Annotated in this window: 22 protein-coding genes; 6 read left to right on the top strand and 16 right to left on the bottom strand. The window is 64.9% G+C overall.

The window, feature by feature from the left end; genetic code table 11:
• Positions 1 to 16: 16 nt before the first annotated feature.
• The 7 genes from fdxA to GUY30_RS02200 all read right to left on the bottom strand — a co-directional run bounded on the left by fdxA (position 17) and on the right by GUY30_RS02200 (position 7,024).
• Entirely contained in the window at positions 17 to 343 is a 327-nt protein-coding gene (gene fdxA, locus GUY30_RS02230; RefSeq protein WP_025776713.1) for a ferredoxin, read from the bottom strand.
• The gene (cobA, locus tag GUY30_RS02225) at positions 340 to 1,149 is read right to left on the bottom strand and encodes a uroporphyrinogen-III C-methyltransferase (protein WP_167193745.1); all 810 of its coding nucleotides are present in this window, start codon (positions 1,147 to 1,149) and stop codon (positions 340 to 342) included. The genes fdxA and cobA overlap by 4 nt, the downstream gene beginning before the upstream one ends.
• On the bottom strand, positions 1,146 to 2,531 hold the full coding sequence (locus GUY30_RS02220) for a sulfate adenylyltransferase subunit 1 (RefSeq protein ID WP_167193743.1): 1,386 nt from the start codon (positions 2,529 to 2,531) through the stop codon (positions 1,146 to 1,148). Before GUY30_RS02220 ends, cobA begins: the two co-directional genes overlap by 4 nt.
• Entirely contained in the window at positions 2,531 to 3,496 is a 966-nt protein-coding gene (gene cysD / locus GUY30_RS02215) for a sulfate adenylyltransferase subunit CysD (protein WP_167193741.1), read from the bottom strand. The genes GUY30_RS02220 and cysD overlap by 1 nt, the downstream gene beginning before the upstream one ends.
• Positions 3,493 to 4,302 carry a phosphoadenylyl-sulfate reductase gene (locus GUY30_RS02210; RefSeq protein WP_167193740.1) on the bottom strand — a complete coding sequence of 270 codons (810 nt, stop codon included), beginning with the start codon at positions 4,300 to 4,302 and terminating at the stop codon, positions 3,493 to 3,495. Before GUY30_RS02210 ends, cysD begins: the two co-directional genes overlap by 4 nt.
• Positions 4,299 to 6,026, bottom strand: a complete 1,728-nt coding sequence (locus GUY30_RS02205) for a nitrite/sulfite reductase (RefSeq protein WP_167193738.1) — start codon at positions 6,024 to 6,026, stop codon at positions 4,299 to 4,301. Before GUY30_RS02205 ends, GUY30_RS02210 begins: the two co-directional genes overlap by 4 nt.
• A gap of 152 nt (positions 6,027 to 6,178) precedes the next feature.
• Positions 6,179 to 7,024, bottom strand: a complete 846-nt coding sequence (locus GUY30_RS02200; RefSeq protein ID WP_228281622.1) for a sirohydrochlorin chelatase — start codon at positions 7,022 to 7,024, stop codon at positions 6,179 to 6,181.
• 399 nt (positions 7,025 to 7,423) lie between these two features.
• Between GUY30_RS02200 and GUY30_RS02195 the strand changes: the two genes are divergently transcribed.
• Positions 7,424 to 8,341 (top strand): sulfite exporter TauE/SafE family protein, encoded by a 918-nt coding sequence (locus tag GUY30_RS02195; RefSeq protein ID WP_167193736.1) that lies wholly within the window; start codon positions 7,424 to 7,426, stop codon positions 8,339 to 8,341.
• A 104-nt stretch (positions 8,342 to 8,445) separates the two neighbouring features.
• Here the strand turns inward: GUY30_RS02195 and GUY30_RS02190 are convergent, their stop codons facing one another.
• Entirely contained in the window at positions 8,446 to 9,717 is a 1,272-nt protein-coding gene (locus GUY30_RS02190) for an MFS transporter (RefSeq protein ID WP_167193734.1), read from the bottom strand.
• A 257-nt stretch (positions 9,718 to 9,974) separates the two neighbouring features.
• On the opposite strand from GUY30_RS02190, the gene GUY30_RS02185 reads away from it, so the two are divergent.
• Positions 9,975 to 12,515, top strand: a complete 2,541-nt coding sequence (locus GUY30_RS02185; RefSeq protein WP_167193732.1) for an excinuclease ABC subunit UvrA — start codon at positions 9,975 to 9,977, stop codon at positions 12,513 to 12,515.
• A gap of 48 nt (positions 12,516 to 12,563) precedes the next feature.
• Here the strand turns inward: GUY30_RS02185 and GUY30_RS02180 are convergent, their stop codons facing one another.
• From GUY30_RS02180 to GUY30_RS02160, 5 genes are all read right to left on the bottom strand, one after another.
• Positions 12,564 to 12,908 carry a hypothetical protein gene (locus GUY30_RS02180; RefSeq protein WP_167193729.1) on the bottom strand — a complete coding sequence of 115 codons (345 nt, stop codon included), beginning with the start codon at positions 12,906 to 12,908 and terminating at the stop codon, positions 12,564 to 12,566.
• Positions 12,909 to 12,958: 50 nt separating this feature from the next.
• A complete protein-coding gene (locus tag GUY30_RS02175; RefSeq protein ID WP_167193727.1) occupies positions 12,959 to 13,777 on the bottom strand; it encodes an ABC transporter ATP-binding protein in 819 nt (272 codons plus the stop codon).
• Complete coding sequence (locus GUY30_RS02170) at positions 13,770 to 14,627, bottom strand: ABC transporter permease (protein WP_167193725.1); 858 nt, start codon at positions 14,625 to 14,627, stop codon at positions 13,770 to 13,772. Before GUY30_RS02170 ends, GUY30_RS02175 begins: the two co-directional genes overlap by 8 nt.
• A gap of 71 nt (positions 14,628 to 14,698) precedes the next feature.
• Complete coding sequence (locus GUY30_RS02165) at positions 14,699 to 16,012, bottom strand: FAD-dependent oxidoreductase (protein WP_167193724.1); 1,314 nt, start codon at positions 16,010 to 16,012, stop codon at positions 14,699 to 14,701.
• A 98-nt stretch (positions 16,013 to 16,110) separates the two neighbouring features.
• Entirely contained in the window at positions 16,111 to 17,082 is a 972-nt protein-coding gene (locus GUY30_RS02160; protein WP_228281620.1) for a pyridoxamine 5'-phosphate oxidase family protein, read from the bottom strand.
• Positions 17,083 to 17,360: 278 nt separating this feature from the next.
• On the opposite strand from GUY30_RS02160, the gene GUY30_RS02155 reads away from it, so the two are divergent.
• Positions 17,361 to 17,690, top strand: coding sequence for a rhodanese-like domain-containing protein (locus GUY30_RS02155; RefSeq protein ID WP_062239468.1), 330 nt, complete (start codon positions 17,361 to 17,363; stop codon positions 17,688 to 17,690).
• Positions 17,691 to 17,760: 70 nt separating this feature from the next.
• Here the strand turns inward: GUY30_RS02155 and GUY30_RS02150 are convergent, their stop codons facing one another.
• Both GUY30_RS02150 and glsA read right to left on the bottom strand, forming a co-directional pair.
• Positions 17,761 to 19,389: an MFS transporter gene (locus tag GUY30_RS02150; protein ID WP_228281615.1), complete on the bottom strand. Its 1,629-nt coding sequence runs from the start codon at positions 19,387 to 19,389 to the stop codon at positions 17,761 to 17,763.
• Entirely contained in the window at positions 19,389 to 20,405 is a 1,017-nt protein-coding gene (gene glsA, locus GUY30_RS02145) for a glutaminase A (RefSeq protein WP_167193722.1), read from the bottom strand. Before glsA ends, GUY30_RS02150 begins: the two co-directional genes overlap by 1 nt.
• A 247-nt stretch (positions 20,406 to 20,652) precedes the next feature.
• Between glsA and GUY30_RS02140 the strand changes: the two genes are divergently transcribed.
• The 3 genes from GUY30_RS02140 (at position 20,653) to GUY30_RS02130 (ending at position 23,650) form a co-directional block, all read left to right on the top strand.
• Complete coding sequence (locus GUY30_RS02140; RefSeq protein WP_167193719.1) at positions 20,653 to 20,949, top strand: hypothetical protein; 297 nt, start codon at positions 20,653 to 20,655, stop codon at positions 20,947 to 20,949.
• Positions 20,950 to 21,068: 119 nt separating this feature from the next.
• The gene (gene pgm / locus GUY30_RS02135; RefSeq protein WP_167193717.1) at positions 21,069 to 22,709 is read left to right on the top strand and encodes a phosphoglucomutase (alpha-D-glucose-1,6-bisphosphate-dependent); all 1,641 of its coding nucleotides are present in this window, start codon (positions 21,069 to 21,071) and stop codon (positions 22,707 to 22,709) included.
• A 470-nt stretch (positions 22,710 to 23,179) separates the two neighbouring features.
• Entirely contained in the window at positions 23,180 to 23,650 is a 471-nt protein-coding gene (locus GUY30_RS02130) for a hypothetical protein (RefSeq protein WP_167193715.1), read from the top strand.
• Between the two features lie 211 nt (positions 23,651 to 23,861).
• Here the strand turns inward: GUY30_RS02130 and GUY30_RS02125 are convergent, their stop codons facing one another.
• Positions 23,862 to 24,902, bottom strand: coding sequence for an LCP family protein (locus GUY30_RS02125; protein WP_167193713.1), 1,041 nt, complete (start codon positions 24,900 to 24,902; stop codon positions 23,862 to 23,864).
• Between the last annotated feature and the right edge of the window lie 254 nt (positions 24,903 to 25,156).

Here is a 25,156-nt window from a genome sequence, read left to right as displayed (position 1 = left end):
GAGGACTCGCTGCTGGTCAGTCGTCGGTGTTCTGCGGTGGCAGAGCTGCGATGAAGGGGTGGTCTTTGTCGACGACCCCGTGGGCGGCCGCTCCGCCCGGGGAGCCGATGTCGTCGAAGAATTCGACGTTCGCCTTGTAGTAGGCCTCCCATTCATCGGGCACATCGTCTTCGTAAAAGATCGCCTCGACGGGGCACACGGGTTCGCAAGCCCCGCAGTCGACGCATTCGTCGGGGTGGATGTAGAGGGAGCGGGTGCCTTCGTAGATGCAGTCGACCGGGCATTCCTCGATGCAGGCTCGGTCCTTCAGGTCCACGCACGGCTGGGCGATGATGTAGGTCATGGGTTCCTCACGAGTTCGGATGCCGATGCGGCAGGCTCGGTCGCCTGGGTGAACGCACCATCGGCGTAGGGGCTCAGGGTCACGACATCACCGGCGACGATCACGGCCGGTGACCGGACGCCGCGGCGAGCCGCGCGGAAGGCGATGTCGCCGAGGGTTCCGATGGTCACCCGTTGGTTCTCACCGAATCCGTCTTCGACGATCGCGACCGGGCAGTCGTCACCGCGCCCGGATCGGGCGAGCACCATCGCCGAGTTGATGAGTGTGCCCACTCCCATGAGCACGACGACGGTGTGGTCGCGTCCCCCGCCGATCTCACCCAGCTGGTCATGGCCGGTCGCGACCGTGTACGAGGTGGCGACGCCTCGGTGGGTGAGCGGGATTCCGGCGACCGCGGGAACGGAGTTCGCGCTGGTCACCCCGGGAACGACGCGGACATCGACTCCGGCGGCCCGGCAGGCGATGACTTCCTCTCCCCCACGTCCGAGGACGAAGGGGTCCCCACCCTTGAGACGGACGACCCGACGGCCGAGCTTCGCCTGTGTGATGAGGATGTCGTTGATCCCGCTCTGCGGCACCGGATGGTGCCCCGGCAGCTTGCCGACGTCGATGATCTCCGCACCGAGGGGTGCACCACGATCGGTTTCGAGCTGATCGATGACCGATCGGGCGCCGAGGCGGTCGGCCACGATGACATCGGCGCGTTCCAATGCGCGCAGACCGGTGACGGTGAGCAGTCCGAGATCGCCCGGTCCGGCACCGACCAGCAGCACGGTGCCGGGCTGCTGTGGGAGGAAGAGCGTCATGACTGGTCCTCGGTGGATTCGGGGGTGGGGGCCGCCTCGGGGGTGTGGATTCCCGCAGCGAGGGTGTTGCCTGTCTGCGGGTCGATGACGACGAAGGCTCCGGCCGTGCCGTGGTCGCGGAAGTCCGGGACCGGCAGCTCGGCCGACAGCTTCACCCGGGCCAGGCCGATGTCGTTGCCGGCGAGCACCTCGGCGGGTTCGGTCTCGGAGGTCTCGAGGTTGCGTTTGGCTTCGATGGTGACGATCCCCTTCACGGTCGTCGTCCCCGTCTTGATGAGCACCCGATCCCCTGTGCGCAGGCCCTCGGTCGTGAAGGGGAAGACCTCGGCGCGCAGTTCCCTGCGCGGGGTGGGCAGGGTGCCGGCCGCGGCGATGACGCTGCCACGAGCGGTATCGACATCATCGGCCAGCCGCAGCGCCACCGACAGCGGCGCACTAGCGGTTTCGAGGGGACCACTGGCGGTATCGATGCCCGTCACCGTCGTTGTCAGCCCGGCGGGGTGGATCTCGATCTCATCGCCGAGGCTGACCCGCCCGGCCGTGATCTGTCCGGCCACCGCCCGGTAGTCCCGGAATTCCTCGGGGTCGAGTCCAGGTGCCAGTCCCCCTTGCGGGCGCAGCACGGTCTGGACGTCGAGGCGGAAGGCCTCGAGATCGGCGGTGTCCTCGTCCGCACTCGGCAGGGTCTCGAGGAGTTCGAGCAGTGCCGGACCCGTGTACCAGGGTGTGTTGTCCGAGGTGGTGGCGACATTGTCCCCGGCCAGCGCGGAGATCGGAATGAGGTGCGGGGTCTCGAGGCCGATCTCGTCGGCGAGTGACTTGATGTCGTTTTCGACAGTCTCGATCGCTGCCTGGTCGTAGTCGATGAGGTCGATCTTGTTGACGGCGATGATGACGTGGCGGATGCCCAGTCGGGAGACGACGGTGAGGTGCCGGCGGGTCTGTTCGGTCGCGCCGGTGCGGGCGTCGATGAGGACGACGACGGCATCGGCGGTCGAGGCTCCCGTGACCATGTTGCGGGTGTACTGCACGTGTCCGGGGCAGTCGGCGAGGATGAACGAGCGACGGTCGGTGGCGAAGTACCGGTAGGCGACGTCGATGGTGATGCCCTGTTCGCGTTCGGCCCGCAGACCGTCGGTGAGCAGCGCGAAGTCGAACTCACCTCCCAGGAATCCGCGTTCCCGGCTGGTCGCGGTCACGGCGGCGAGCTGGTCGGCGAGGATCGCCTTCGCATCGTGGAGGAGCCGGCCGACGAGCGTGGATTTCCCGTCGTCGACGGATCCGGCGGTGGCGAAGCGCAGCAGCGTCTTCGTCGTCGTGTCCAACGTCGGCGTCGCCTCGGTGGTTGTTGTGTTGGCGGTTGCGTCAGTGGTTGTGGTCATCAGAAGTACCCGTCCTTCTTGCGGTCTTCCATCGCCGCGGCCGAGATCCGGTCGTCGGCGCGAGTGGCACCGCGCTCGGTCACAGTGGTGGCGGCCACCTCGGCGAGGATGGACTCGAGGTCATCGGCGCTCGATTCGACGGCCCCGGTGCAGCTCATGTCCCCGACGGTGCGGTAGCGGACCTTCTTGGTCGTGACTGTCTCGTCCTCGCGCGGGGCGGAGAATTCGCCCGTGGCCCACCACATGCCGTCGCGCTGGAAGACTTCGCGGTCGTGGGCGAAGTAGAGCTCGGGCAGGTCGATGCCTTCGCGGGCGATGTAGCTCCACACGTCGAGTTCGGTGAAGTTCGAGATCGGGAACACACGCACGTGTTCGCCGGGCAGGTGACGGCCGTTGAAGAGGTTCCACAGTTCGGGGCGCTGGCTGCTGGGGTTCCAGCCGCCGAATTCGTCGCGCAGGGACAGGATGCGTTCCTTGGCGCGGGCCTTGTCCTCGTCGCGGCGGGCACCACCGAAGACGGCGTCGAACTTTCCGCCGGTGATGGCGTCGAGCAGCGGCTGGGTCTGCAGGGTGTTGCGGGTCCCGTCGGGGCGTTCGCGCAGGCGACCGTCGCCGATGTAGTCCTGGACCTTCGCCACCGTGAGGTCGAGGCCGTACTTCTCGGCGGTTTCGTCGCGGAAGCGGATGATCTCGTCGAAGTTGTGTCCGGTGTCGACGTGGAGGAGTCCGAACGGAATCTTCGCCGGCCAGAACGCCTTCGCCGCGAGGTGAAGGACCGTCACGGAGTCCTTGCCGCCGGAGAACAGCAGCACGGGACGTTCGAACTCGGCGGCGACCTCACGGATGATGTGGATCGCTTCGGATTCGAGGACGTCGAGGGTGGACAGGGAGGTGTTCTTCGGGTTGGCCGGTGTCGCCTCGGGGGCGCTGTGGGTGTCGTTGTTGAACTGGGTGTCGATGCTCATGTGTGGAGTCCGCATTCTGTTTTGGTCGATCCGGCCCAACGGCCGGCGCGGGGGTCTTCCCCTTCGGCGACGGGACGAGTGCAGGGCTGGCAGCCGATCGACGGGTACCCCTGGTCAAGCAGCGGGTTGACCGGGACGTCGAAGGCGCGTGAGTAGTTGAGGAGATCATCGAAGGACCACGCGGCCAGGGGGTTGACCTTGACGAGTCCGTTCTTCTCATCGAAGGTGATCAGCGGCGTGTTCGTCCTGGTGGGAGCCTCGTCACGGCGGACTCCGGTGAACCAGAGTTCGTAGCCTTTCAGCGATTTCTTCAGCGGTGCGACCTTGCGGCGGGCGCAGCACAGGCCCGGGTCGCGGGCGAAGAGATCCTTGCCGAACTCGGCGTCCTGCTCTTCCACGGTCTGTTCCGGGAGGACATCGACGATGTGGACGTCGACACGGCGGGCCACCTCGTCGCGGGTGTCGTAGGTCTCGCGGAAGTGGTAGCCGGTGTCGAGGAAGAGGACGTCGACGCCGGGCTGGTACTGGGCGACGTAGTGCGGCAGGGCGGCGTCGGCCATCGAGCAGGCCACGGCGCAGGCCGCGGTGTCGAAGTTCCGGGACACCCAGCGGATGACGTCGGCGGGGTTGGCCTCGGGAACACCGTTCTCCGGGTCACCGGCGAGCTCACGGGCACCCGCCTCGGCGAGGGCCTTGAGCTCCTCGACCGGACGTGGTTCGGGGCGGGACTGGGTCGCTGCCCTTCCCTTCACCGCGGTTGCGGTGGTGGGAGCCGCCTCGGTGGTGGTCGTGTTCGTGCGGGTCATACCAGTTCCTCCTCGTCAACACGATGGGCCCATTCGGAGAATGTTTCGGTCTCCCCACGCCCGGCGAGGAAGCGGCGAACGAGCTTCTCGACGTAGTCGCTGAGGTTCTCGGCTGTGACCTTGAGCCCGCGGACGGTGCGGCCGAGGCCAGCCTCGTCGCGGTCCTTCGAAGCCAGACCTCCGCCGACGTGGACCTGGAATCCGGGGACCTGTTCGCCGTCGTCGGTGGTGACGATCTGGCCTTTGAGCCCGATGTCGGCGGTCTGGATGCGGGCGCAGGAGTTCGGGCAGCCGTTGAGGTGGAAGCTGATCGGGTGGGGCAGCTCCTCGATGTCGGCGAGGCGCTCCTCGAGCTTCGTGATGGTATCGGCTGCTGTCTGTTTGGTCTCGACGATGGCGAGTTTGCAGTATTCGATGCCGGTGCACGCGATCGTCGAGCGGCGGAAGAGGTCCTTGCGACTGGAGAGGCCCAAGGCGTCGAGTTCGGCGACGACGGCTTCGACGTCCTTCTCCTCGATGTCGAGCAGCAGCACCTTCTGGTGCGGGGTGGTGCGCAGGCGGGTGGAGCCGTACTTGTCGGCGAGGTCGACGACCTGGCCGAGCAGGGTGCCCGAGACGCGACCGACGACGGGGCTGACCCCGATGTAGTAGCGGCCGTCGGCCTGCTTGTGCACGCCGACGTGGTCACCGGCGGTGATCGGCTTGGCCGGTGCCGGCCCGTCGGCGAGCTTGTATCCGAGGTATTCGGTTTCGAGGACTTCGCGGAACTTCTCCGGACCCCAATCGGCGAGCAGGAACTTCAGGCGGGCCTTGTTGCGCAGGCGGCGGAAGCCGTAGTCGCGGAAGATCGAGGTCACGCCCAGCCAAGTCTCGACGACCTGGTCGGGGGCGACCCAAGCGCCGAGGCGTTCGGCGAAGCGGGGGACGACGGACAGGGCGCCGCCGACCCACAGGTCGTAGCCGACGCCGTGTTCGGGGTGTTCGACGGCGACGAAGGAGCAGTCGTTGATCTCGTGGACGACGTCCTGGCTGGGGTGGCCGGTGATCGCGGTCTTGTATTTGCGCGGCAGGTTCGACAGTGACTGGTCGCCGATGTAGCGGCGGGAGATCTCTTCGATCGCCGGGGTCGGGTCGATGAGTTCGTCGGCGGCGATGCCGGCCACGGGTGAGCCGAGGATGACGCGGGGGACGTCGCCGCAGGCTTCGGTGGTCTGGAGTCCGACGGCTTCGAGGCGGCGCCAGATCTCGGGCATGGACTCGATCTCGACCCAGTGGAGCTGGATGTTCTGGCGGTCGGTGAGGTCCGCGGTGCCGCGGGCGAATTCGTTGGAGATGTCCGCGATGACCCGCAGCTGCTCGGTGGTGAGCTTGCCGCCGTCGATGCGGATGCGGAGCATGAAGTATTCGTCTTCGAGCTCGTGCGGTTCGAGCTTCGCGGTGCGGCCGCCGTCGATTCCGGGCTTGCGCTGGGTGTACAGGCCCCACCAGCGGAAGCGGCCGTGCAGGTCGTCGGAGTCGATCGAAGAGAATCCCTGCTTGGCATAGATGGTTTCGATCCGGGCGCGAACGTTGAGGCCGTTGTCTTCGGCTTTGTCGATCTCGTTTTTGTTCAACGGTTCATGGCCGTCAATCTTCCACTGCCCATTGGACTTCTTCGGGCGGGCGGGCCGCTTAGCGGTCCGTTTACCTGCCGTTTCCTTGTTCTCTTCCACCTGAGTGGACATTGCTGTCTCCAAACGCTGAGGGGAACCAGTGATGAGCCACGCTACATGAATGCCGAATTGCTCAACAAATTACCGAATAGTTTGTGTCACGGAGTGACATATGGCGTCACGGTCTGCCGCGGGGCGGTTGGGGCCGCCTGCCGCGGGTGCGGTCAGGCGTTGAGCATGCCCGCAGTAGAGGCGTGGGATCGGACGCCGTCACGGACGCCTTCGCCGACTCGGTCGCGGACGATGTCGACGAGCCCGGGCGGCACGGCGGCAGCGTGGCTTCCGCCGGTGAGCAGCGGCGGGGAAAGGACATCCACCGGACCACTTCCTCTGCCAGCTTCGTCGTTCTTCGCGTCGACGCTCCTCGCACGATCACTCTCCGCTCCGCCACCCGCGACGAGTTTGCGCGCAAGGTCGTCGAAGAACCCCGGCGCCAGCAGATAGTTCGCAAGCACGGGGCGGGTTCCCCGGCTACGGCTCTTTTCGACGAGCTCCTTCAACGGCACTCCCCCACCGGCAAGGAAGCCGACCTCGACTGGACGCTCGAGCTCTGCGGCCAACAGCCTGCCCATCTCACGACATGACTCGTTCGCCCGCTCGTCGCTCGATCCGGCAGCGGCGAGGATGACCTCGTCGTTGTCGCTCAAAGCCGGAAGGCGATCGGCAAGGATCTCCGCAAGCCTCGTATCCGGCCCAAGCGTCGGCGTCCGCCGAACGTCACGGCCGGACTCGATGGCTCGGTTGACCGCCTCGGCGAGGTCGACATGGACGTGATAGCCCGGGGAGAGCAGAAGCGGCACGAGGATCACCGGGCGGTCGGCGGGCAGGCGGTTGATCACCTCGTCGACGTCGGGTTGCTGGACGTCCACATGGCCGAGCATGACCTCGTCGGCAATCCCGCGAATGCGCAGGTCTGTGGCGATCTCTGCCGCGAGCACCTCGATGAGGACTTGGCCGGTCGGCGATGAGGTCCCGTGGGAGATCAGCCCCACCGACGGCAGCCCCGTCACAGCGCCCACTCCTGGGCAGGCCTCTGCGCCCGGAATCTCACTGGCTGCGGCGCCCGACCCCGCGCAGGAACCGGGGGTGTCACGGTCATCGCGCAAAGCAATTGCTCAACGACTATACGGCCCGGGTGAGCAGCTCTCGTCACTCTTGATTGCATTCGCACAGCGTAACCCATCAGTGTCAACGCCGCATACAGGCTCGTCATCAGGGAAATACCGCCATGTGGCGTCATCTTTCGACATACAGCGACCGAGTTCGTAGGATTGCGGATGATTCGCCATTCTGCTCAACAGTTTCGCTAGTGTGTCTAGTCAACGCGTCTTTGCGTTCCTGACACCGCCCGCATCTTCGACGTCTTCTGCGTCATCACCACCTTCGCGTCATCCACGAAAGGCAAGCACATGCGTCAGCTCATCGTCCTCGGGATCGTCGGCCTCATCGCTCAGCTCATCGATGGATCGTTGGGGATGGCCTATGGGGTCACCTCAACCACGCTGCTGCTCGCGGCGGGTACGGCACCGGCGGCCGCCTCGGCGGCGGTGCACTTCTCTGAACTGGGCACAAGCCTGGTGTCAGGGATCTCCCATCACCGGTTCGGCAATGTCGACTGGCGGACGGTGGGCATCCTCGCCGGTCCCGGCTTCATCGGCGCGGTCCTCGGGTCGACGTTCCTCGCCAGCCTCGATGGGGAGGCCGCGACCCCGTGGATCTCGGGAATCCTGCTCGCGCTCGGGGTCTACGTGATCTGGCGGTTCCTCGCATTGGGCGGGAAGCGTCCGGAGTTCAAGTCGCGGCCGAGCGCGGGGATGCTCGTGCCGGTCGGGTTCGTCGGTGGAGCGCTCGATGCCATCGGCGGTGGCGGCTGGGGTCCGGTCGGGACGACGACGCTGCTCTCATCAGGACGTTTGGAGCCCCGGAAGGTCATCGGGTCGATCGATACGAGTGAGTTCGTCGTCGCCGTCGGCGGTTCGCTCGGGTTCCTCATCGCACTCGGCTCGCAGGGCATCGAGTGGCAGATCGTGGCGGCGCTGCTCATCGGCGGCGTCATCGCCGCACCGTTCGCTGCGTGGCTGGTGAAGCTGCTGCCGGCGAAGGTGCTTGCGGTCGCCGCGGGCGGAATCATCGTTCTCACGAACATCCGCACCATCCTGCTCACCTTCGGGCTGGGCGCGTCGACCGTGTGGCTGACGCTCGCCGGCTTGGCTCTCGTCTGGTTTGCCCTCATCGCCCACGTCGTCCGCGTCGAGCGGGCAGCCTCGAAGGCGCGGAAGGCTGAGGAAGCCGCGGAAGCTGAGGCCGAAGCGACCATCGGCAGCTGATCACCGCCGCCTACCCTTCTCAATCAACGCGAAACTCGAAAAGCACGTCGCTAGTGACGTGCTTTTCGAGTTTCGCGTTGATCCGCGTGAGGTGATGGCGAAAGTCAGCGCTGGCTGTAGAGCTTCCGGGCCATGATCACGCCGATGAGGGAGAGCAGCGACAGTCCCGCGTAGTAGAAGCCGGGCACGGTCAGCAGTCCCGTTGCGCCGAGCAGGGCGGTGAGGATAAGCGGGGCGAAACCGCCGAAGATCGCGACACCGAAGCTGTAGGCGATGGTCATGCCGGAGCTGCGCACCTTGACGGGGAACAGTTCGGACAGCAGCGCCGGCATCGGGCCGAAGTAGAAGACCATGAACAGGCCGACGATCGCCTCGCACAGGGTGAGGACGCCGATCGAAGGGTTCGCGGTCAGGAGGATGAACATCGGCCAGGCGACGATGATGCCCACGATGGTCGTCGGAATCATCACGGTCGTCGGGCCCACTCGGTCGGCCAGGCGGCCGGCGAACGGAGCACCGATGAGGGTGATGAGACCGGCGACGACGGCACCGGGGAACGCTGCCCACGGTTCGAGTCCGAGGTTGCCGACAGCGAACTGCGGCAGGAAGGTGATGAGGTAGACCGAGATCGTGGCCATCGCGATGATGAGGAACGCGGAGAAGAGACGACCGAAGTGCTCACCGAGGAGGACGCGCAGCGGGTTGTCGGTCTTCTCGGCGGCTTCGAACTCGGGCGTATCGTCCATCTTCGAGCGGATGTACCAGCCGACGGGGCCGATGAGCAGGCCGAGCGCGAAGGCCACGCGCCAGCCCCAGGAGTGCAGGGCCTCTTCGCTCAGTGCGGAGCTGAAGATCCACGAGACTCCGGCGGCGAGGAACATCGAGATGCCCTGGGTCGCGGTCTGGAAGGAGGCGTAGTAGGCCTTGCCTCGCTTGGTGTTCTCAGTGAGGAAGGCGGTGGCGGATCCGAATTCGCCGCCGGCGGAGATGCCCTGGATGATGCGGGCGATGATGAGGCCGATCGAGGCCCAGATGCCGATGGTCGCTTCGCCGGGCAGGACGACGATGATGAACACGCCGAGGGTCATCAGGCCGATCGTCAGCGACAGGGCCGCCTTGCGGCCGTGCTTGTCGGCGTAACGGCCGATGATGATGGCGCCCAACGGACGGACGACGAAGGTGATGGCGAAGGTCGCCCAGGTCATCAGCTGCGCGGACAGGCCTTCGCCCGGATAGAAGACCGCCGTGATCGAGGTGGCCATGAATCCGAAGAGGATGATGTCGTACCATTCGAGGGCATTGCCCAGTCCAGCCGCGAATACGGCCTTGCGGGCCCGCGACTTCTCTTCGCGGGTCTCGACGGGTGTCTCAGTCATCGTGTGCCTTTTCTTGTAGGTGCCCGGGCGCCCTGGGTGGCGGAGCCGGTGGTGGATCGTGGGCTTACGGGATGCAGGCACCGTTGCTCATCATCCGGGGCGGATGTTGCTCATTCACAAGCCTGATTGGAGTCTCAGATCTGACCAGTATGCCCCTGTTCTCGTCAGCGAGTCGATTGTAGTCCGGTCATTTCCGGTCGCCAAGGCGGTCTCAGGAGATGACGAGTCCTGTCAGCGCCGGTTGTTACGATCACGATATGTTGCCCGAAGCCCGGAACACTGCCCCTGCCACAGCGGTCGAGGTGCGCGGCGCCCGCGTGCACAACCTGCAGAACATCGACGTCGACGTCCCTCTGAATACCCTCGTCGCCATCGCCGGCGTCTCCGGTTCGGGCAAGTCCTCCCTGGCCATGGGAGTCCTCTACGCCGAAGGCTCCCGCCGCTATATCGAAGCTCTGTCGACGTACACCCGTCGACGCATGGGTCAAGCCGCCCGCGCCGACGTCGACACCGTCCGCCACATCCCCGCCGCCCTCGCCCTGCGGCAACGGCCCGGAGTCCCCGGGGTCCGCTCGACGTTCGGCACCTCGACCGAGCTGCTCAACGTCGTTCGCCTGATGTTCTCTCGGCTGGCCTCCCACCTCTGCCCGAACGGGCACCGGCAGAAACCGACTCTCGATGTCGCTGCCGAGGAGCCGTTCGACTGCCCCGAATGCGGTGAGACGGTCCAGGCCCCCGGCGCCGAGGAGCTCGCCTTCAATTCCGGTGGAGCCTGTCCCCGCTGCGAGGGCATCGGCACGATCAGAGAAGTCGACGACGCCTCGCTCATCCGCGACCCGGACATGTCGATCGACGACGGCACTGTCATTCCCTGGCAGATGTTCGGCTTCAACGTCCAACCGCAGATCGCCCGCGAGTTCGGCGTCCGCACCGACGTGCCCTGGCGCGACCTCGAGGACTGGGAACGCGACATCGTCTTCACCGGTCCCGAAGAGAAGAAGCACATTACGGTCACCTCGAAGAAGGGGCTGCACGACCTCGACTTCACCTTCCGCAACGCTCGCCTGACCGTGACCGAGGAACTCAAACGCGCGGACAACGAGAAGCGCTTCGCCCGGGTCAGCCGGTTTCTCTCCGAACAGGTCTGCCCTGACTGCGAAGGCACGCGTCTCTCCCCCGCCGCCCGTGCGCCGCGCATCGGCGATCTCGGGCTTGCCGATGCGACTGCGATGACGCTTGACGAACTCGTCGACTGGGCCGCGAACGTTCCCGAAACTCTCCCCACGCCCATGCAGCCGATGGCCCGGTCGCTGGTGGACGCACTTCTCGGCATGGCTCGCCGGCTGCTCGACCTGGGTCTCGGATACCTCGGACTCGACCGGGCCGGTTCCTCTCTGTCGACTGGTGAGCGCCAACGAGTCCAACTCTCCCGTGCCGTGCGCAACGAGACCACCGGCGTCCTCTACGTCCTCGACGAACCCTCGATCGGCCTCCACCCCTCGAACATCAAAGGTCTGCAGGGTGTGATCGCCGACCTCCTCGAGGAGGGAAACTCCGTGGTCATGGTCGACCACGATCCACTCGTCCTCCGCGAAGCCGACCACCTCATCGAAATCGGCCCCGGCTCCGGCAAGGACGGCGGCTCGGTCGTGGCCGAAGGCAGCGTCGCCGAACTCGACGCACACCCGGACTCCCGCATCGGCCCCTACCTCACCGGCCGCGCCGACGCCCTCGTACGCACTCCCGCACCCGAAGCCGAGATCGACGACCACGGTCGGATCCGGCTGCTCACCTCACCGATCCACACCGTTCATACGCTGGAGACCGAGATCCCACGCAAGCGGCTCACCGTCGTAACCGGAGTGTCCGGATCGGGCAAGAGCACGCTTGTCCTCGACAGTCTCGTCCCCGCGCTCAAAGCCGAGGCTGCCGCGGACGAACGTGCGATGCCGTCTCACGTGCGTGAACTCGACGCCGACGGGATCGATCGGGTCAACGTCGTCGATGCCACCCCGATCGGCATCAACGTCCGCTCCACCGTGGCCACCTATTCAGGGGTCCTCGACGACCTCCGCCGTGCGTATGCCCGACTCGAATCGGCGAAGGACGCCGGGCTCAAGGCCGGGGATTTCTCGTACAACACGGGTTCGCTGCGCTGCCCGAAATGCGAAGGCACCGGCGAGATCACCCTCGACGTGCAGTTCCTCCCCGACGTCGACATCCCCTGCCCCGACTGCGAAGGGCGACGCTACAGCCCTGACGCGGACGAATACTGCCGCCCCTCAGATGCCGATGGTCAGCCGCTGTCGCTGCCGGATCTGCTGGCGATGACCGTCGCCGAGGCGCTCCCCCACCTCGGCGAGATGCGTAAGGTCCACGCCCGGCTGCGGGCGCTGCAGGATGTGGGGCTCGGATACCTCACCCTCCACGAGGCGACCCCGGCACTGTCCGGTGGTGAGGCGCAGCGGCTCAAGCTCGCCTCCGAACTCGGGAAGTCGCAGCAGCACACCCTCTTCGTCTTCGACGAACCGACGGTGGGCCTGCACCCCGAGGATGTGCGTGTGCTCGTGCGCGTCTTCCAGCAGCTGCTCGACCAAGGTGGGACGGTGCTCGTCATCGAGCATGACCTCGACATGATCGCGAACGCGGACTGGATCATCGACCTCGGCCCCGGCGGAGGCCAGGACGGCGGTCAGATCGTGGCGACGGGAACTCCGCAGCAAGTCGCGAATGCCTCAGGCAGCGTGACCGGCGAGTACCTCAAGGGGCATTTGGCCGAGGCGGAGGCTGCCGGATAGCGAATGGAGCCGGGGCTCGAGCGCACTTCCCAACTAGCCTGAGCGGATTCAGGCTCCGCTCGCAGCAGCGCCCACGCAGAGGACGAGTCCAACGAGCGAAGCAACAGCCATTCCGATCATTGCTCCGGCCATGACCCACAGGCGAACTCTGCCTGGTCGCAAGGCGAAGCGGGCAGTGAGCAGAATCAGGTAGAGCACTGCCACTATGACGATCGTAGTGATCGCTGTGGGCACCGCCGTATTGCCGGAGACGATGATCGCCGCGAGCACACCCGCAATGACGACGAGGAAGATCCCACCTGCCACGATCCAGATGGTGCCTGACGAACTGCGCAGCGCAGGCTGATCACTGATGCGGCGTGACTCGATCGGCTCACGTGAACTGTTGTCCATGCCGCCGAATGTACCGAGACACCTGTGACTCGGCTAGGGGGTGCGTTGCCTCAGCCCGGCTCTTCCTCGACTTCCTTCGCCTTCTCGGCCCTGGTGAAGGCCTGGTACTGGCGAATGACTTCGAGCGCCGGGCCGTCGGCGAGCAGCTCGCCCTTCTCGATCCACAGCGCACGATTGCACGTGTCCTTGATCGTGCGCATCGAGTGCGAGACGAGGAAGACGGTACCGGCGTTCTCACGGATGGCACGGATACGGCCTTCGGAACGGTCACGGAACTTCTTGTCACCGACGTTGAGCGCCTCGTCGACGATGAGGATCTCGTGCTGCACCGAGGTCGCAATCGCGAACTTCAGACGCTGGGACATACCCGAGGAGTACGTGCGCATCGGCAGGTCGATGAAGTCCTCGAGCCCGGTGAACTCGACGATGTCGTCGAACTTCTCGTCGACCTCGTCACGGGTGAGCCCCAGGGCCAGAGAACCGAGAACGATGTTGCGAGCACCGGAGAGATCCGGAATCAGTGCGGCACCGACACCGAGGAGGTTCGGCCGTGACGTCGCATAGATCGCGCCCTCGGAGGTCGGGGTCAGCCCGGTGATCGACCGCATGAGCGTCGACTTGCCGGAGCCGTTGCTGCCGATGATGCCGATGGATTCGTTCTTGTGTGCGACGAAGCTGATGCCCTTGAGGGCGTGGACTTCTCGCAGCTCACGCTTCCGCCCCATCACGTTCTTACTGCCGAGCTTGAGCTTCTTGCCCGTGGCCAGGGTCTTGTAGCGGACGTGGACGTTGTCGCAGACGACGACGGGTGGATTGTTCTTGGTCACCTCGGGGAGGCTGCCGGTGTCGAACGAATTATCGTCACTCATCACGACCAAACCTTTCCTCGGCCTGCCAGAAGAACACGAAGCCGATGATGAAGATGCCGAATGCCCAGATGGCCAGGTGCCAGAAGTAGTCGTAGGGAACGACCCCGTCCTTCATGAGGATGCCGCGGGCGATGGACAGCACGTTGTTGATGGGCTGCCAATCGGCGAAGGGCTGGAGAGCGGGATTGATCTTTTCTACCATGACCTTGAGGTCGAAGAAGACACCCGAGGTGTAGAAGATCATGCGGGAGATGAACGGGGTGACCTGCGACAGGTCCCGGAAGTGGACCGTTGCGCGGGCGAAGATGAACGCCACACCCTGGTTGAAGACCCAGAACAGGAACACCAGCGGGATGAAGAGGAACCAGTCCCAATCAGGCCTGGCACCGAAGATGATGACGATGAGCGCCATGAATATGAGCGTGGGAATGAAGTCGAGCAGGTTCTGGAACACCTTGGCAATCGGCAGAACTATGCGCGGGAACGGCAGAGACTGCACGAGCGACGCGTTCGAGATGATCGACTTCGCACCGCCATTCATCGAGCTGTTGAAGAACTCGAGGATGAAGACGCCGATGACGACGAATGGAGCGAAGTCCGGCGGGCGAGCAGTCGCGCCCTGCATGATGAAGCCGAAGACCGTGCCGTAGATCAGTGCCGAGAACGACGGACGCAGCAGCACCCAGGCCATGCCGAGGCGGTTGCGCTCGTTCTCGGACTGCATCCGGTACTTCGCAAGCGTGTAAGTGAAGTCGCTTCGGTTGAGAAGCTGTTTGACGTACTGGGGCAGAGACGGCCGTCCACCCACTCTCTCGAGTCCGTGCTCGGCAGCAAGCCTGGCCATATCCATGAACAGAAAATTCTCTCGTCGGCGACTGGGGATAGAACAGAAAGAGTCTACGGGATGAGACTAGCGCAGACTCACAGTCGGCTGTGAGCCTTGAAGTCGAAGTCTGGGTCGGCGATTTGGGCCCGCGTCGGAATATTGCTACCGCCGAGTACCCGTCGAGCTGCCGCCTGCATCGGCGGCCAGTTGAACGTCTCGACACCGACGAGCCTCGACTCCAGGTCAGGCCCATCGAAGTGGAAGACCTGGAACTTCGACCCGCTGGGGTCGTGTCGGATGAGCGTGTCGTCAGCGTCAGGGCTCGTCAGACCCGCCGTGAACACCTTCTCCGGGCCTTGGAAGCTCCAGTGCCAGGGGACGTCCGACCAGACTTTCGGACCCCCTTCCGGCCCACTGCCTGAAGCGGATTCGGAGTCGCTCTCGCCTTTGTTCGACGGCTCTCCCGCCCCCTCGCCGAGGAGCTCGGCGAGGAACTTTCCGTGACTTTCAGCCACCGGTTCACAGGCCCATGGATGGTCGAGCGCATAGGGTCCGGCGATGACGATGGCACAGTCGCCGGCGGCGAAGACACCCGGATGGGATGTTGCCAAACTCTCATCCACATCCCATGCATGAGCGGGGCGGTGGCCGTCGATCGGGATCAGCCTGGGGCGAGCGCCGACGCTGGTGATGAATAGGTCGTGAACATCGGCCGGGATGTCGTCCGGGCTCGCGGTGTGGGTGACGAATTCGACTCCGGCGGCCTTGTGTTTGTCGAACAGCGCCTGCCGCACCGGAGCAGAGAGCTGCTTGCGCAGGGGCTCGCCCCCGCGCAGGTAGACCGTGGCTTGGTGTCCGGCCGCCACCGCCGAGGAAGCCACCTCCATTCCGAGATAACCGGAGCCCAGCACCCCGACGTCGAGGGCCTCGGTCGCGTTGTTCACACGTTCGAGGATCCATTCGGCGTCGCCGAGGTCATAGACCGGCAGGGCGTCCGGGTAGGCGGGGACTTCGGGGCGGTTCGCCTCCATCCCGGTGGCGAGGATGCAGTGGGTGAAGTCGATGGACTCCCCCGACGCCAGATGGATGGCGCCCGCGGTGGCGTGATGGTTCTCAAGCGGATGGGGGTGTCGCTGGGTCTCGGCGGTGTAGCGGGACTCCGCGGCCGCCTCGGCGAGGGTGATCTCTTCTGCCCGGTCACGAACGAAGGTGATGTGCTCGGTCGATTCGAGGTGGTAGGGCAGGTGGTGGCGGGATCCGTCGAAAAGATGCTTCGACAGCGGCGGCCGCTCACACGTTTCGCCGGCCTGGGGGTCGATGACGGTGACGGCCTGACCGCGCGCGTTCAGCTCCCGCGCCGTAGTCGTGCCGGCCAGTCCCGCACCGATGATGACGATCCGCTTGCTCATGTCTCCATGCTATGCCTCGCCGAGGCGGCTCGCGGTGAGGTGGGGCGCCCGGCACGGGCAGCAGAGCAGTCGTGCCGAGCCCCCTGGCCTCTCACGGCTCAGAGTTCCGTGGTCTGTGTGCCGCCGGACGGGCGGTCTCCGGTGAGCTTGGACCTGACCATGCGGAACAGGCCCGATGCCTTGCCACCGGGCAGCCCCCAGTGCTGTGCGGAGTGGGTGACGACCTTGATGAGTCCCAGGTTCGGGTCACGGCGGTCATCGAACCACGCCGTGGCGGAATCCGACCACAGTTCATCGACCTTGGCCTTGTCGTCGACGAACTTCACGCGCCCGGCCACCGACAGCCAGTTTCCCGCCTCCGCGAGGCTGATATTGACCTCGGGGTTCGTCTGCAGCGCCTTCGCTTGGTCACCGTCGAGGGCGAGGAAGAACCAGACGTCGGCCTCCTCGGTGACCTGCTGGGGTGCCATGGGGTGGGCGAGGATCTTGCCATCGGCGAGCGCGGTCGCGAGCATGACAGAATCACCGCCGCGCAGGATCTTGACGACGTCGGCCCGGTCGAGCGCGTCTGTCGCCGCCTCTCCTGCGGGCCTCTGCCCATCACCCGCGGCGGATACCTGGCCGGCTTCCGTGTCGTCGGTGGCGAAGACTGCTGTTTCCGTGCTCGCGACGCCGCCTTCCGTCGTGCTGCCGACCGCGTTGCCCATCCCCGGCGCGCTGTAGATGTCACCGGGCTCGGACGTGGTGCCGACCGAGGCGCCCATGCCCGGGGCGAGGGAGGCGTCAGTGGCTCCGGAGTTCTCGGTTCCCGAGCTCGGAGTCGCTTCGGCGGCCTTCGATTCGTCGATCGCCGTGTGCGAGCCGTCGGGATTGCGATGCAGCGTCACACCTTCTTCGTCCGCGGCCCTTTGGGCGCGTTCCTCAACGTTCTGCTCGGTGTATCCGACTTCGGCGTGAGATTCCATGTCCGAAGTCCCGGCCAGCGGTTCTGCGGTCTCGTCCAGTTTTGCTGCGACGTCACGGGCCTTCTCCTCGGCCGGCGACTCGTCACTCTTGTCTCTGTTGTTCATGACCATTTCCCTTCGCAGACGGTTCCTGGCACTGCAGTCGCTGGCGCGGGCCGTGGCTCGTTCTGGCGGGCCGTGGTCGGCTGGCGCGTCAACGACTACACGGTCATTCTCACACGGCTCTCCGGTCGGCAACAGCCCCCTTGGAACTGGGTGAACGCCTGAAACGACGGAGGCGTTCAACCTGCGCACACGGATGCAGGCACGGGCGCCCACACGATCACCGGCGCGTTCAAGTCAGCCGTGTGCGAGCACCCGACGTGCGTGCCTACACTGAAGACATGGATGAAGAAACGACCGTCACCGTCAACGACATCCCCGAAGGGGCCGCCATCATCGACGTCCGCGAGGATGACGAATGGGAGGCCGGCCATATCGAAGGCGCGATCCATGTACCGCTGGGCGAGCTGCCCACCCGCCTGGACGATCTTCCTCTCGATGACGATATGTACGTCATCTGCCGCACCGGCGGACGCTCGAACCGAGCCGTGGCCTGGCTCAATCAGAATGGCTTCGACGCCTTTGATGTCGTCGGCGGCATGGGCTCTTGGAACATCGACAATGGCAAGCCGATCGTCTCCGAGACCGGCGAAGAGCCTTGGGTGAAGTGATCCTCTCCCCTGCCGTTTTCAGCCGCTAGATTCAGGCCGTTGATAAAGTTATCAAGCTGACTCGCCTGGCCTAGTCAGCCTCGGCGGGGTCGGGGATCTCATCGGGTCGGTACTTCGGCAGCCGGGAAGCCGGCACTGCCGCGATCAGGCTGATGCCGGCGAGGATGAGGAAGCCGAGCTTGAGCGTGCGCAGTCGCTGCTGGGAGTTGAGCTCGACGGCATGCTCGACCTGGTCCGGTGTCGCCGTCGTCCCCTCGAGGACGTCGCGCAGTTCGTCGTTGCTCACGAAGTTCGCATTGTCGAGGTCGACCTGCTCGACGAGTTCCGGCGGCAGATCGGGATGATCGTCGGCGGCAGAGGCCAGACCGGCCGAGAGCACCGTGACCAGCAGCGCTCCCATCACCGCCGTACCGACCGCCGAGGCGAGATTCTGCGCGGTACCGCGGATCGAACCGACATCACCGGCCAGATGCTTCGGCGCGGCAGTGACGAGGACGTTGAAGACCAAGGTCACGAGCGCACCCTGACCGATGCCGAAGACGATGAGGCCGAGGATCGTCGGCAGAGTCTCCCAGTTGTTCGTCACAACGAAGGCCAGCCAGACGAGTGCCGCCGTCGTCAGCCCGAAGGAGAACAGGGCAATGGTCCTTGGTGAGAACCGCTTGTAGAAGCGGACGATGAGAGTCGCGGTGACGAAGACCGTGAGGTTGAACGGCAGCATCGCCAACGAGGTATCGAAAGGGGTGCGCCCCTGGACGACCTGAATGTAAGTGGGCACGGTGAAGTTCACCGCCGCCTCCATGGCGACGATGACGAACATCGCATAGACCGCTGCCCGCTCACTCGGACGACCGAGCACGCTGATGTCGACGAGCGGAACCTTCCCCGCCGCCTTCCGCCTCTTCGTCCAGACGAAGAACAGCTGCCCGAGGACCACGCCGACGACGATGAACACTGGCGCCGGTGACAGCCCCGCGATCGAGATAGGTGCCCCATCCTCGGCGCGGATGATCCCCCACCCGTTGAGGTTGTTGAACCCCAACGTCAGCAGCACGACCGCAGCACCGATGAGCGCCGAAGCGACGAGGTCGATCCGGATCGCAGCGTCCCCCTTGTCCGACTTCAGCGTGAACGTCAGTGCGAAGACGATGACGGCCAGTCCCAGGGTGATGAAGAAGATCGGCCGCCATCCGACGAACGTGCCGAGAGTGCCGCCGATGAGGAAGGCACTCATCCCGGAGAAAGCACGCGCCGAACCGAGCGAACCGACCGCCGCGGCCTGCTGCGCACCCCGGTAGTTCTCCGCGATGAGCGCGACCAGGGCCGGCACGATGATCGCGGCGGCGGCCCCGGCGAGCAGTTGACCGGTGATGACCCAGGTGACCGTCCGGGAGAAGATCATCAGCAGCGAGGATGCCGCGAAGACGACGAGGACGACGCGGAAGATGAGCACCCACCCGATCCGCTGTCCCAGCTTCGCGCCGGTCATCACGAGCGCGGCCACGGCAAGGCCGTAGACGACGATCGTCGACGAGGCGACCGTGGGCGGAACACCGAAGTCCTCGACCATTCCGCCGAGCGAGATCGGCAGGGCGGCGACGTTGAACGACATGAGCACCTGGGCGAGGAAGAGCCCGATCATCGGTGCCCAGGATCTGCGCTCCTCGGCGATGTCGTGCGGTGTGGTTTCGGCGCTCATCATTGTCCTTTCCGTGGGCGTTCGACGGCCGCGTTCGATGCGAAGAGATTCATGCCCAGCACCCGGGAGATGTGAAAGCACGCGCGCTGTCCGCGCACACTGTTGCCCGCGGAGTCCAACCTCGGCGAAAAAGTGCCCAGCGCTCCCTTGCCTGGCGCGATGGCGACGATGCCCCCGGACACCCCGGACTTGGCAGGCAGTCCGATCTCGAAGAGCCATTCGCCGCTGTTTTCGTACATTCCACACGAGGCGAGCAGCGCGAGCGTGTCACGGGCCACCTCGGCGGAGACGACCTGCCGACCGGTCAGCGGATTGATTCCTCCGTCGGCCAGGGTCGCACCCATCACCGCGAGGTCATGCGCGGTGACCAGCAGCGAGCACTGCCGGGTGTAGATGTCGACGGTGTCGAGCGGATCCGTGATGATCCGCCCATAGCTCTCGAGCAGACGAGCCAAGGCCTTGTTGCGCTGATTCGTCTTCATCTCCGATTCGTACACCCGGCCGTCGAGGCGAAGCGGCCGCCCGGCGAAACGGGAGAGCCCGGAGCGGATGTTCTCCCATTTCTCCGCCGAGGTGGCCCCGGGCATGAGTGCGGTCGTGGCGATGGCGCCGGCGTTGACCATCGAGTTCAACGGTTTGCCGTCGTTGAGTTCGATCGCCATCACCGAGTTGAAGGCGAGTCCCGTGTTGTTGACGCCGACGCGTTCGTGGACGAGTTCGGAGCTGCGGGCCTGACAGACGAGCGCGAAGACGAAGGCCTTGGAGATGGATTGGATGGAGAACTCGATATCGACGTCTCCGGCCTCGTGCACGGTCCCGGCCGATTCGATGAGGCTGAGTCCGAACCATCGGGGATCCGCCTCGGCGAGGATCGGGATGTAGTCGGCGACCTCACCGTCGTCGAGTCCGCCGTACCGTGCGTGGATGTCTGCCAGGGTCGAATCGATGAAGCGGTCGGCAGGCAGGCCGCCGGTGAATGCTCGCTGTCTGACCGATTTCTCGTCGGGCCCGACCATCTTTGATCCTCGTCCCAATCTTGGGGGTTGCCGTGGGACAGGCCGCTCAGCGCCTCTCCACAGAGTGATTTCACTGTATCTCAGGGCACTCACCTTGCACAGGTCCCTGACCGTCGGTTTGAACCCCCTTGCCCGCATGCCACGATGGGTCTACCGTCGAGACCACGGATCACTGAGGCACATCTGGTGATCCCCATTCCTCCGTCGAACGCGGTGAGCGTGTTCAACTCCGAAAGGAGCCGAAGTCATGAGTGACGAGAAGAAGAACCTGCCGGAGAACTCAGCAGAAGAGCAGACCGAAGACGAGCAGGACATCGAGAGCACTGCTGTCGGAGTCGGCGCGGAGACCGACGCCGAAGGCAGTTCCCAAACTCCCGAAGAGAGGCTCGAGCGCATCGCTGCTGAGCACGATGTTCCGATCGATCGGGATCCCGAGGAAGCCCAGGCCAAAGCGGAAGGGTCTTCCTCCCCAGACAAAGACCGGGATATCAGCGGTGGTGACACGAAGGAAGAGGAGGACGACTCAGTGGAGCCGCCGGACTGAGACGTCAGCAGGGCGAGCGAGGCCGCTGATTCTCCCGCCGAGGGGCCGTCGAAGTCCACGATGCAAGAACTCCGTGGACACAACTGTGCGCAACCGCTGTCATTTGGTTAGGTAGAAGAATGACAACACGCGCCGGCCAGCTGGCCCAGGACAAGGATCTCGTTGACATCCCTGCCCTTCTCGATTCCTATCACGACTTGGTTCCCGACCCCTCGGTGCCTTCGCAAGCAGTGAGCTTCGGGACGTCCGGCCACCGCGGTTCGAGCTTCAATCGCTCCTTCAACGAGGCGCACATCGCGGCCATCGCCGCGGCGATCGTCGACTTCCGCAGAGAAAAAGGCATCCGTGGGCCGGTCTTCCTCGGCCGTGACACTCACGCACTGAGTGAGCCCGCCTTCCTCACCGTCCTCGAGGTGCTCGCCGCAGCCGAGGTTCCGGCGCTCATCGACGAACGCGACGGTTTCACCCCGACCCCCGCGGTCTCCCACGCGATCCTCGGCTTCAATGGCGGGAAGTCGCGCGAGGATGCGCAGGCCGACGGCATCATCGTCACTCCCAGCCACAATCCGCCCGCCGACGGCGGCATCAAGTACAACCCGCCGCACGGCGGGCCCGCCGGCACCGAGACGACGACCTGGATCGCCGAACGCGCGAACCAGTATCTGACCGAGGGGTGGGAGAAGATCCCGCGCACCCCGTTCCAGCGGGCATTCCATCTGGAGAACACCGAGAACTTCGACTACGTCTCGAACTATGTCGACGGCCTCGAGTCTGTCATCGACCTCGACGTCATTCGCAGCTCCGGGCTGAAGATCGGCGCCGATCCGCTCGGCGGAGCCAGCGTCGACTACTGGGCGGCCATCGCCGAGGACTACGACCTCAACCTCGACGTCGTCCATCCGGACGTCGACCCCACCTGGTCGTTCATGACCCTGGATTGGGACGAGAACATCCGCATGGACTGCTCCTCCCCCTATGCGATGGCCGGCCTCATCGCCTCGCGCAACGACTTCGACATCGCCACCGGCAACGACGCCGATGCCGACCGTCACGGCATCGTCACTCCCGATGCCGGCCTGATGAATCCGAATCACTATCTGGCAGCCGCCATCGACTATCTGCTCGACTCCCGTACCAATTGGCCGAAGGGCGCCGCGATCGGCAAGACTCTGGTCACCTCGTCGATCGTCGACCGCATCGTCGCCGCGCATAATCGCACCCTCTTCGAGGTGCCCGTCGGCTTCAAATGGTTCGTTCCCGGCCTGCTCGATTCGACGTTGGCCTTCGGCGGCGAGGAATCGGCCGGCGCATCGTTCCTGCGCAGCGACGGCAAGGTGTGGTCGACGGACAAGGACGGTATCATCCTCGCCCTCCTTGCCGCCGAGATGACTGCGAAGACCGGGCAGACTCCCTCGCAGCGCTACGCAGGGCTGGCTGCGAATCACGGCTCCAGCTTCTACGCGCGTCAGGATGCTCCGGCGACGCGGGCGCAGAAGGAACGGTTGGGGTCCCTGGAAGCCTCCCAGGTGAGCGCGAAGACCGTCGGCGGTGAACCCGTGAAGGAGGTGCTCACCTCGGCGTCGGGCAACAATGCACCCATCGGCGGGCTCAAGGTCACCACGGACAATGCATGGTTCGCCGTACGACCGTCGGGCACGGAAGACGTCTACAAGATCTACGCAGAATCGGTCCGCGATGAGGACCACCTGCGCCAGGTCCAGCATGACGCCCGCACTCTCGTCGACGGGGTGCTGGAGTAAGCGCACGGCTAGTCCGCGTTCAGGTGCGGGCCGCAGGCGCGGGTGAGGGCCGCAGGCGCGGGTGCAGCCGTTGATCGCAGCTTCACGCCCCTGCGCGGACTTCTGTTTGATCCGGTGCGGACTTCTGCTCATTTTGTAAGCCCCCAGCGGGTCACGATCGGATATCGCCGCACAGTCGGAATTGTCGTAGAACGCGTTCCCCGGCGGTTTCCAGACAGAACGCGCGGAAGTGCCGTCAGCTTGCTGTTCTGCCAGATTGTACAGTCGGGAACTATCGCCGTTTGCCTGGAATTCACCACCGTTTGACTGCGCCTGTCGCACGACTGCAATATTCCTGACTTCGCGCTGTTATCCGCTTTGATTGTGCTTTCAGCCACCGTTGCCTCCACCTCAGAATCGGCGACAAGACTGATCTGCGACAACAACCCGTCGCCTCGTCACGGCGACGCAGAAGCAGAAGGGAAAGCACAATGAAATCCACTATCCGCACACGAACTGCAGCCCTCGGAGTTGCCACCGTCGCCGGACTCGCCGGACTCGGACTCGCAACAGGACCAGCCATGGCCGCAGACTCTGGCGCAGCCAACTCATCGGCTCAGTCGGCCGCCACAGACGTCGACACGCAGTCCATCTACTACCCGATCGAAGCCGGCAAGTATGCTGACGAACTCGTCATCGCCTGGGGCCAGGACAACACCGAACGCGTCGAAGCGTTTGCCAGCGACGAAGTCGCAAAGAAACTGGCAGACCACGGCAATGAAAACGGTTCTCATTGGAGGAACTCCGGAGCAGAAGGCGCCGCGGGAACAACCTACATCACCTACCGGAACACGGAGACCGGCGAGAAGATGACGCTCGGTGTCTCCAACCAGGCCATCGGCGACCAGGACGAATGGGGTGCAGCACCCCACGCTGTGCACAGGGTCGACTTCGACGGCTGACTCGCCTCGACCTCATCGCCTTTAGTTCCAGTCATCGATCTAAAACTCGATGACTAGAACTAAAGGCGATTATGCGTCCGCTGATATCGGCCGAAACTCGCCGTACAACAAGAGCCCCGCTCCAGAACGATCCTGGAGCGGGGCTCGGCGTGTGACTCAGCGACGCTGGGTCTCGGCGCCTACGGCTGCGGTGAGCCGCCTCGGCGAGGTTCTACAAGTGGGCCTCCGGGGCGTTCTGCACGTAGTCGGCCACAGTGTCGTTCTTGAACGCGTCGCGGACCTTCTTCAGCTCATCCTCGTCGACGTTGACGACCGACTGACCGTCCGGGGAGGTGCCGACGCCGGCGACGGGCGCGGTGAAGAACTCGATGTCACCGGGGCGGACGTCGCGCATGTTGAACGCGGTCGCGGAGATGTACTTCGCGTCCATGCCCGAGTCGACGTACATGTACGGCGCGAAGTTCTTGACCATGTCCTGGATCTTCTTCGGGTTCGACAGAGTATCGGCCGAGATCATCTCGTTCGTCAGCCCGCGGATGAACGCCTGTTGGTTACGTGCACGCTGGAAGTCGCCGTCCTGGAACTGCTTGCGCTCACGCACGAAGGTCAGCGCCTGGTCACCGTTGAGGACGTTCTCGCCCTTGGTGAACGAGTAGCCGTTCTTCTCGAACGCCTGCTCGGAGTTCACGGTCACCCCGCCGAGGCTGTCGGTCAGTGCCTTGAATCCCTCGAAGTCGATGATCGCCACGTGATCCAGTTCGGTGCCGATGAAGTCCGAGACCGTCGACACGGCCAGCGGCAGACCGCCGTAGGACAGTGCCGCGTTGATCTTCGACTTTCCGTGGCCCTCGATGTCGACGTACGTGTCGCGCGGGATCGACATGATCTGGACGTTGCCGCCGTCCTCGGGCAGGTGCATGACCATGATCGTGTCCGAACGCAGGCCGCGCGAATCGTTGACGTCGACATCTTTCATCGACTCGTCCGAGCCCAGCAGCAGGATGTTCGTGCCGTCGCCGTCCTTGCCGCCGCCGGACTTGCCGAAGACCTGCTCATCGCTGAGCTGGTTCGCGTTCTTGTCGAACGACCGGCCGACGCTCCAGACGTAGAGCCCGATGCCGAGCACGCCGAGGATGACGATGATCAGCAGTGCGACGAGTACCTTGCGCCAGACGCGCTTCTTCTTGCGCGGGCGCTGCTGTTCCTCGTTCTGGTGGTCGAAGAGATCGTCGAAGGTGGTGTTGTCCGTCATCGGCACTCCGGGGTTTGAGCGGTCGGCGCCGGGCGCCGGGGTCATTGGGCAATCCCGCTCATTGTATAGCGACAGAGGTGACTCGTTTCTCAGCTGCGCGGCTCACCCCGCGCCCAAGCGCGGGGGCGGACGGGAGGGCAGAGCCGCATCGGCGAGGTGTTCTGCCTTGTCAGACGCGAAGATCCCCGGTTTCGACCGGGTGGACCGGGACTGATACCGGTTCGTTACCCACTGATGACCCCCGGGGTCGAGGT

It is taken from the genome of Brevibacterium pigmentatum (assembly GCF_011617465.1).
GTDB lineage: Bacteria > Actinomycetota > Actinomycetes > Actinomycetales > Brevibacteriaceae > Brevibacterium > Brevibacterium pigmentatum.
The sequence above is the reverse complement of the archived record's forward strand: the minus strand, read 5'-3'. Positions and strand labels throughout refer to the sequence as shown.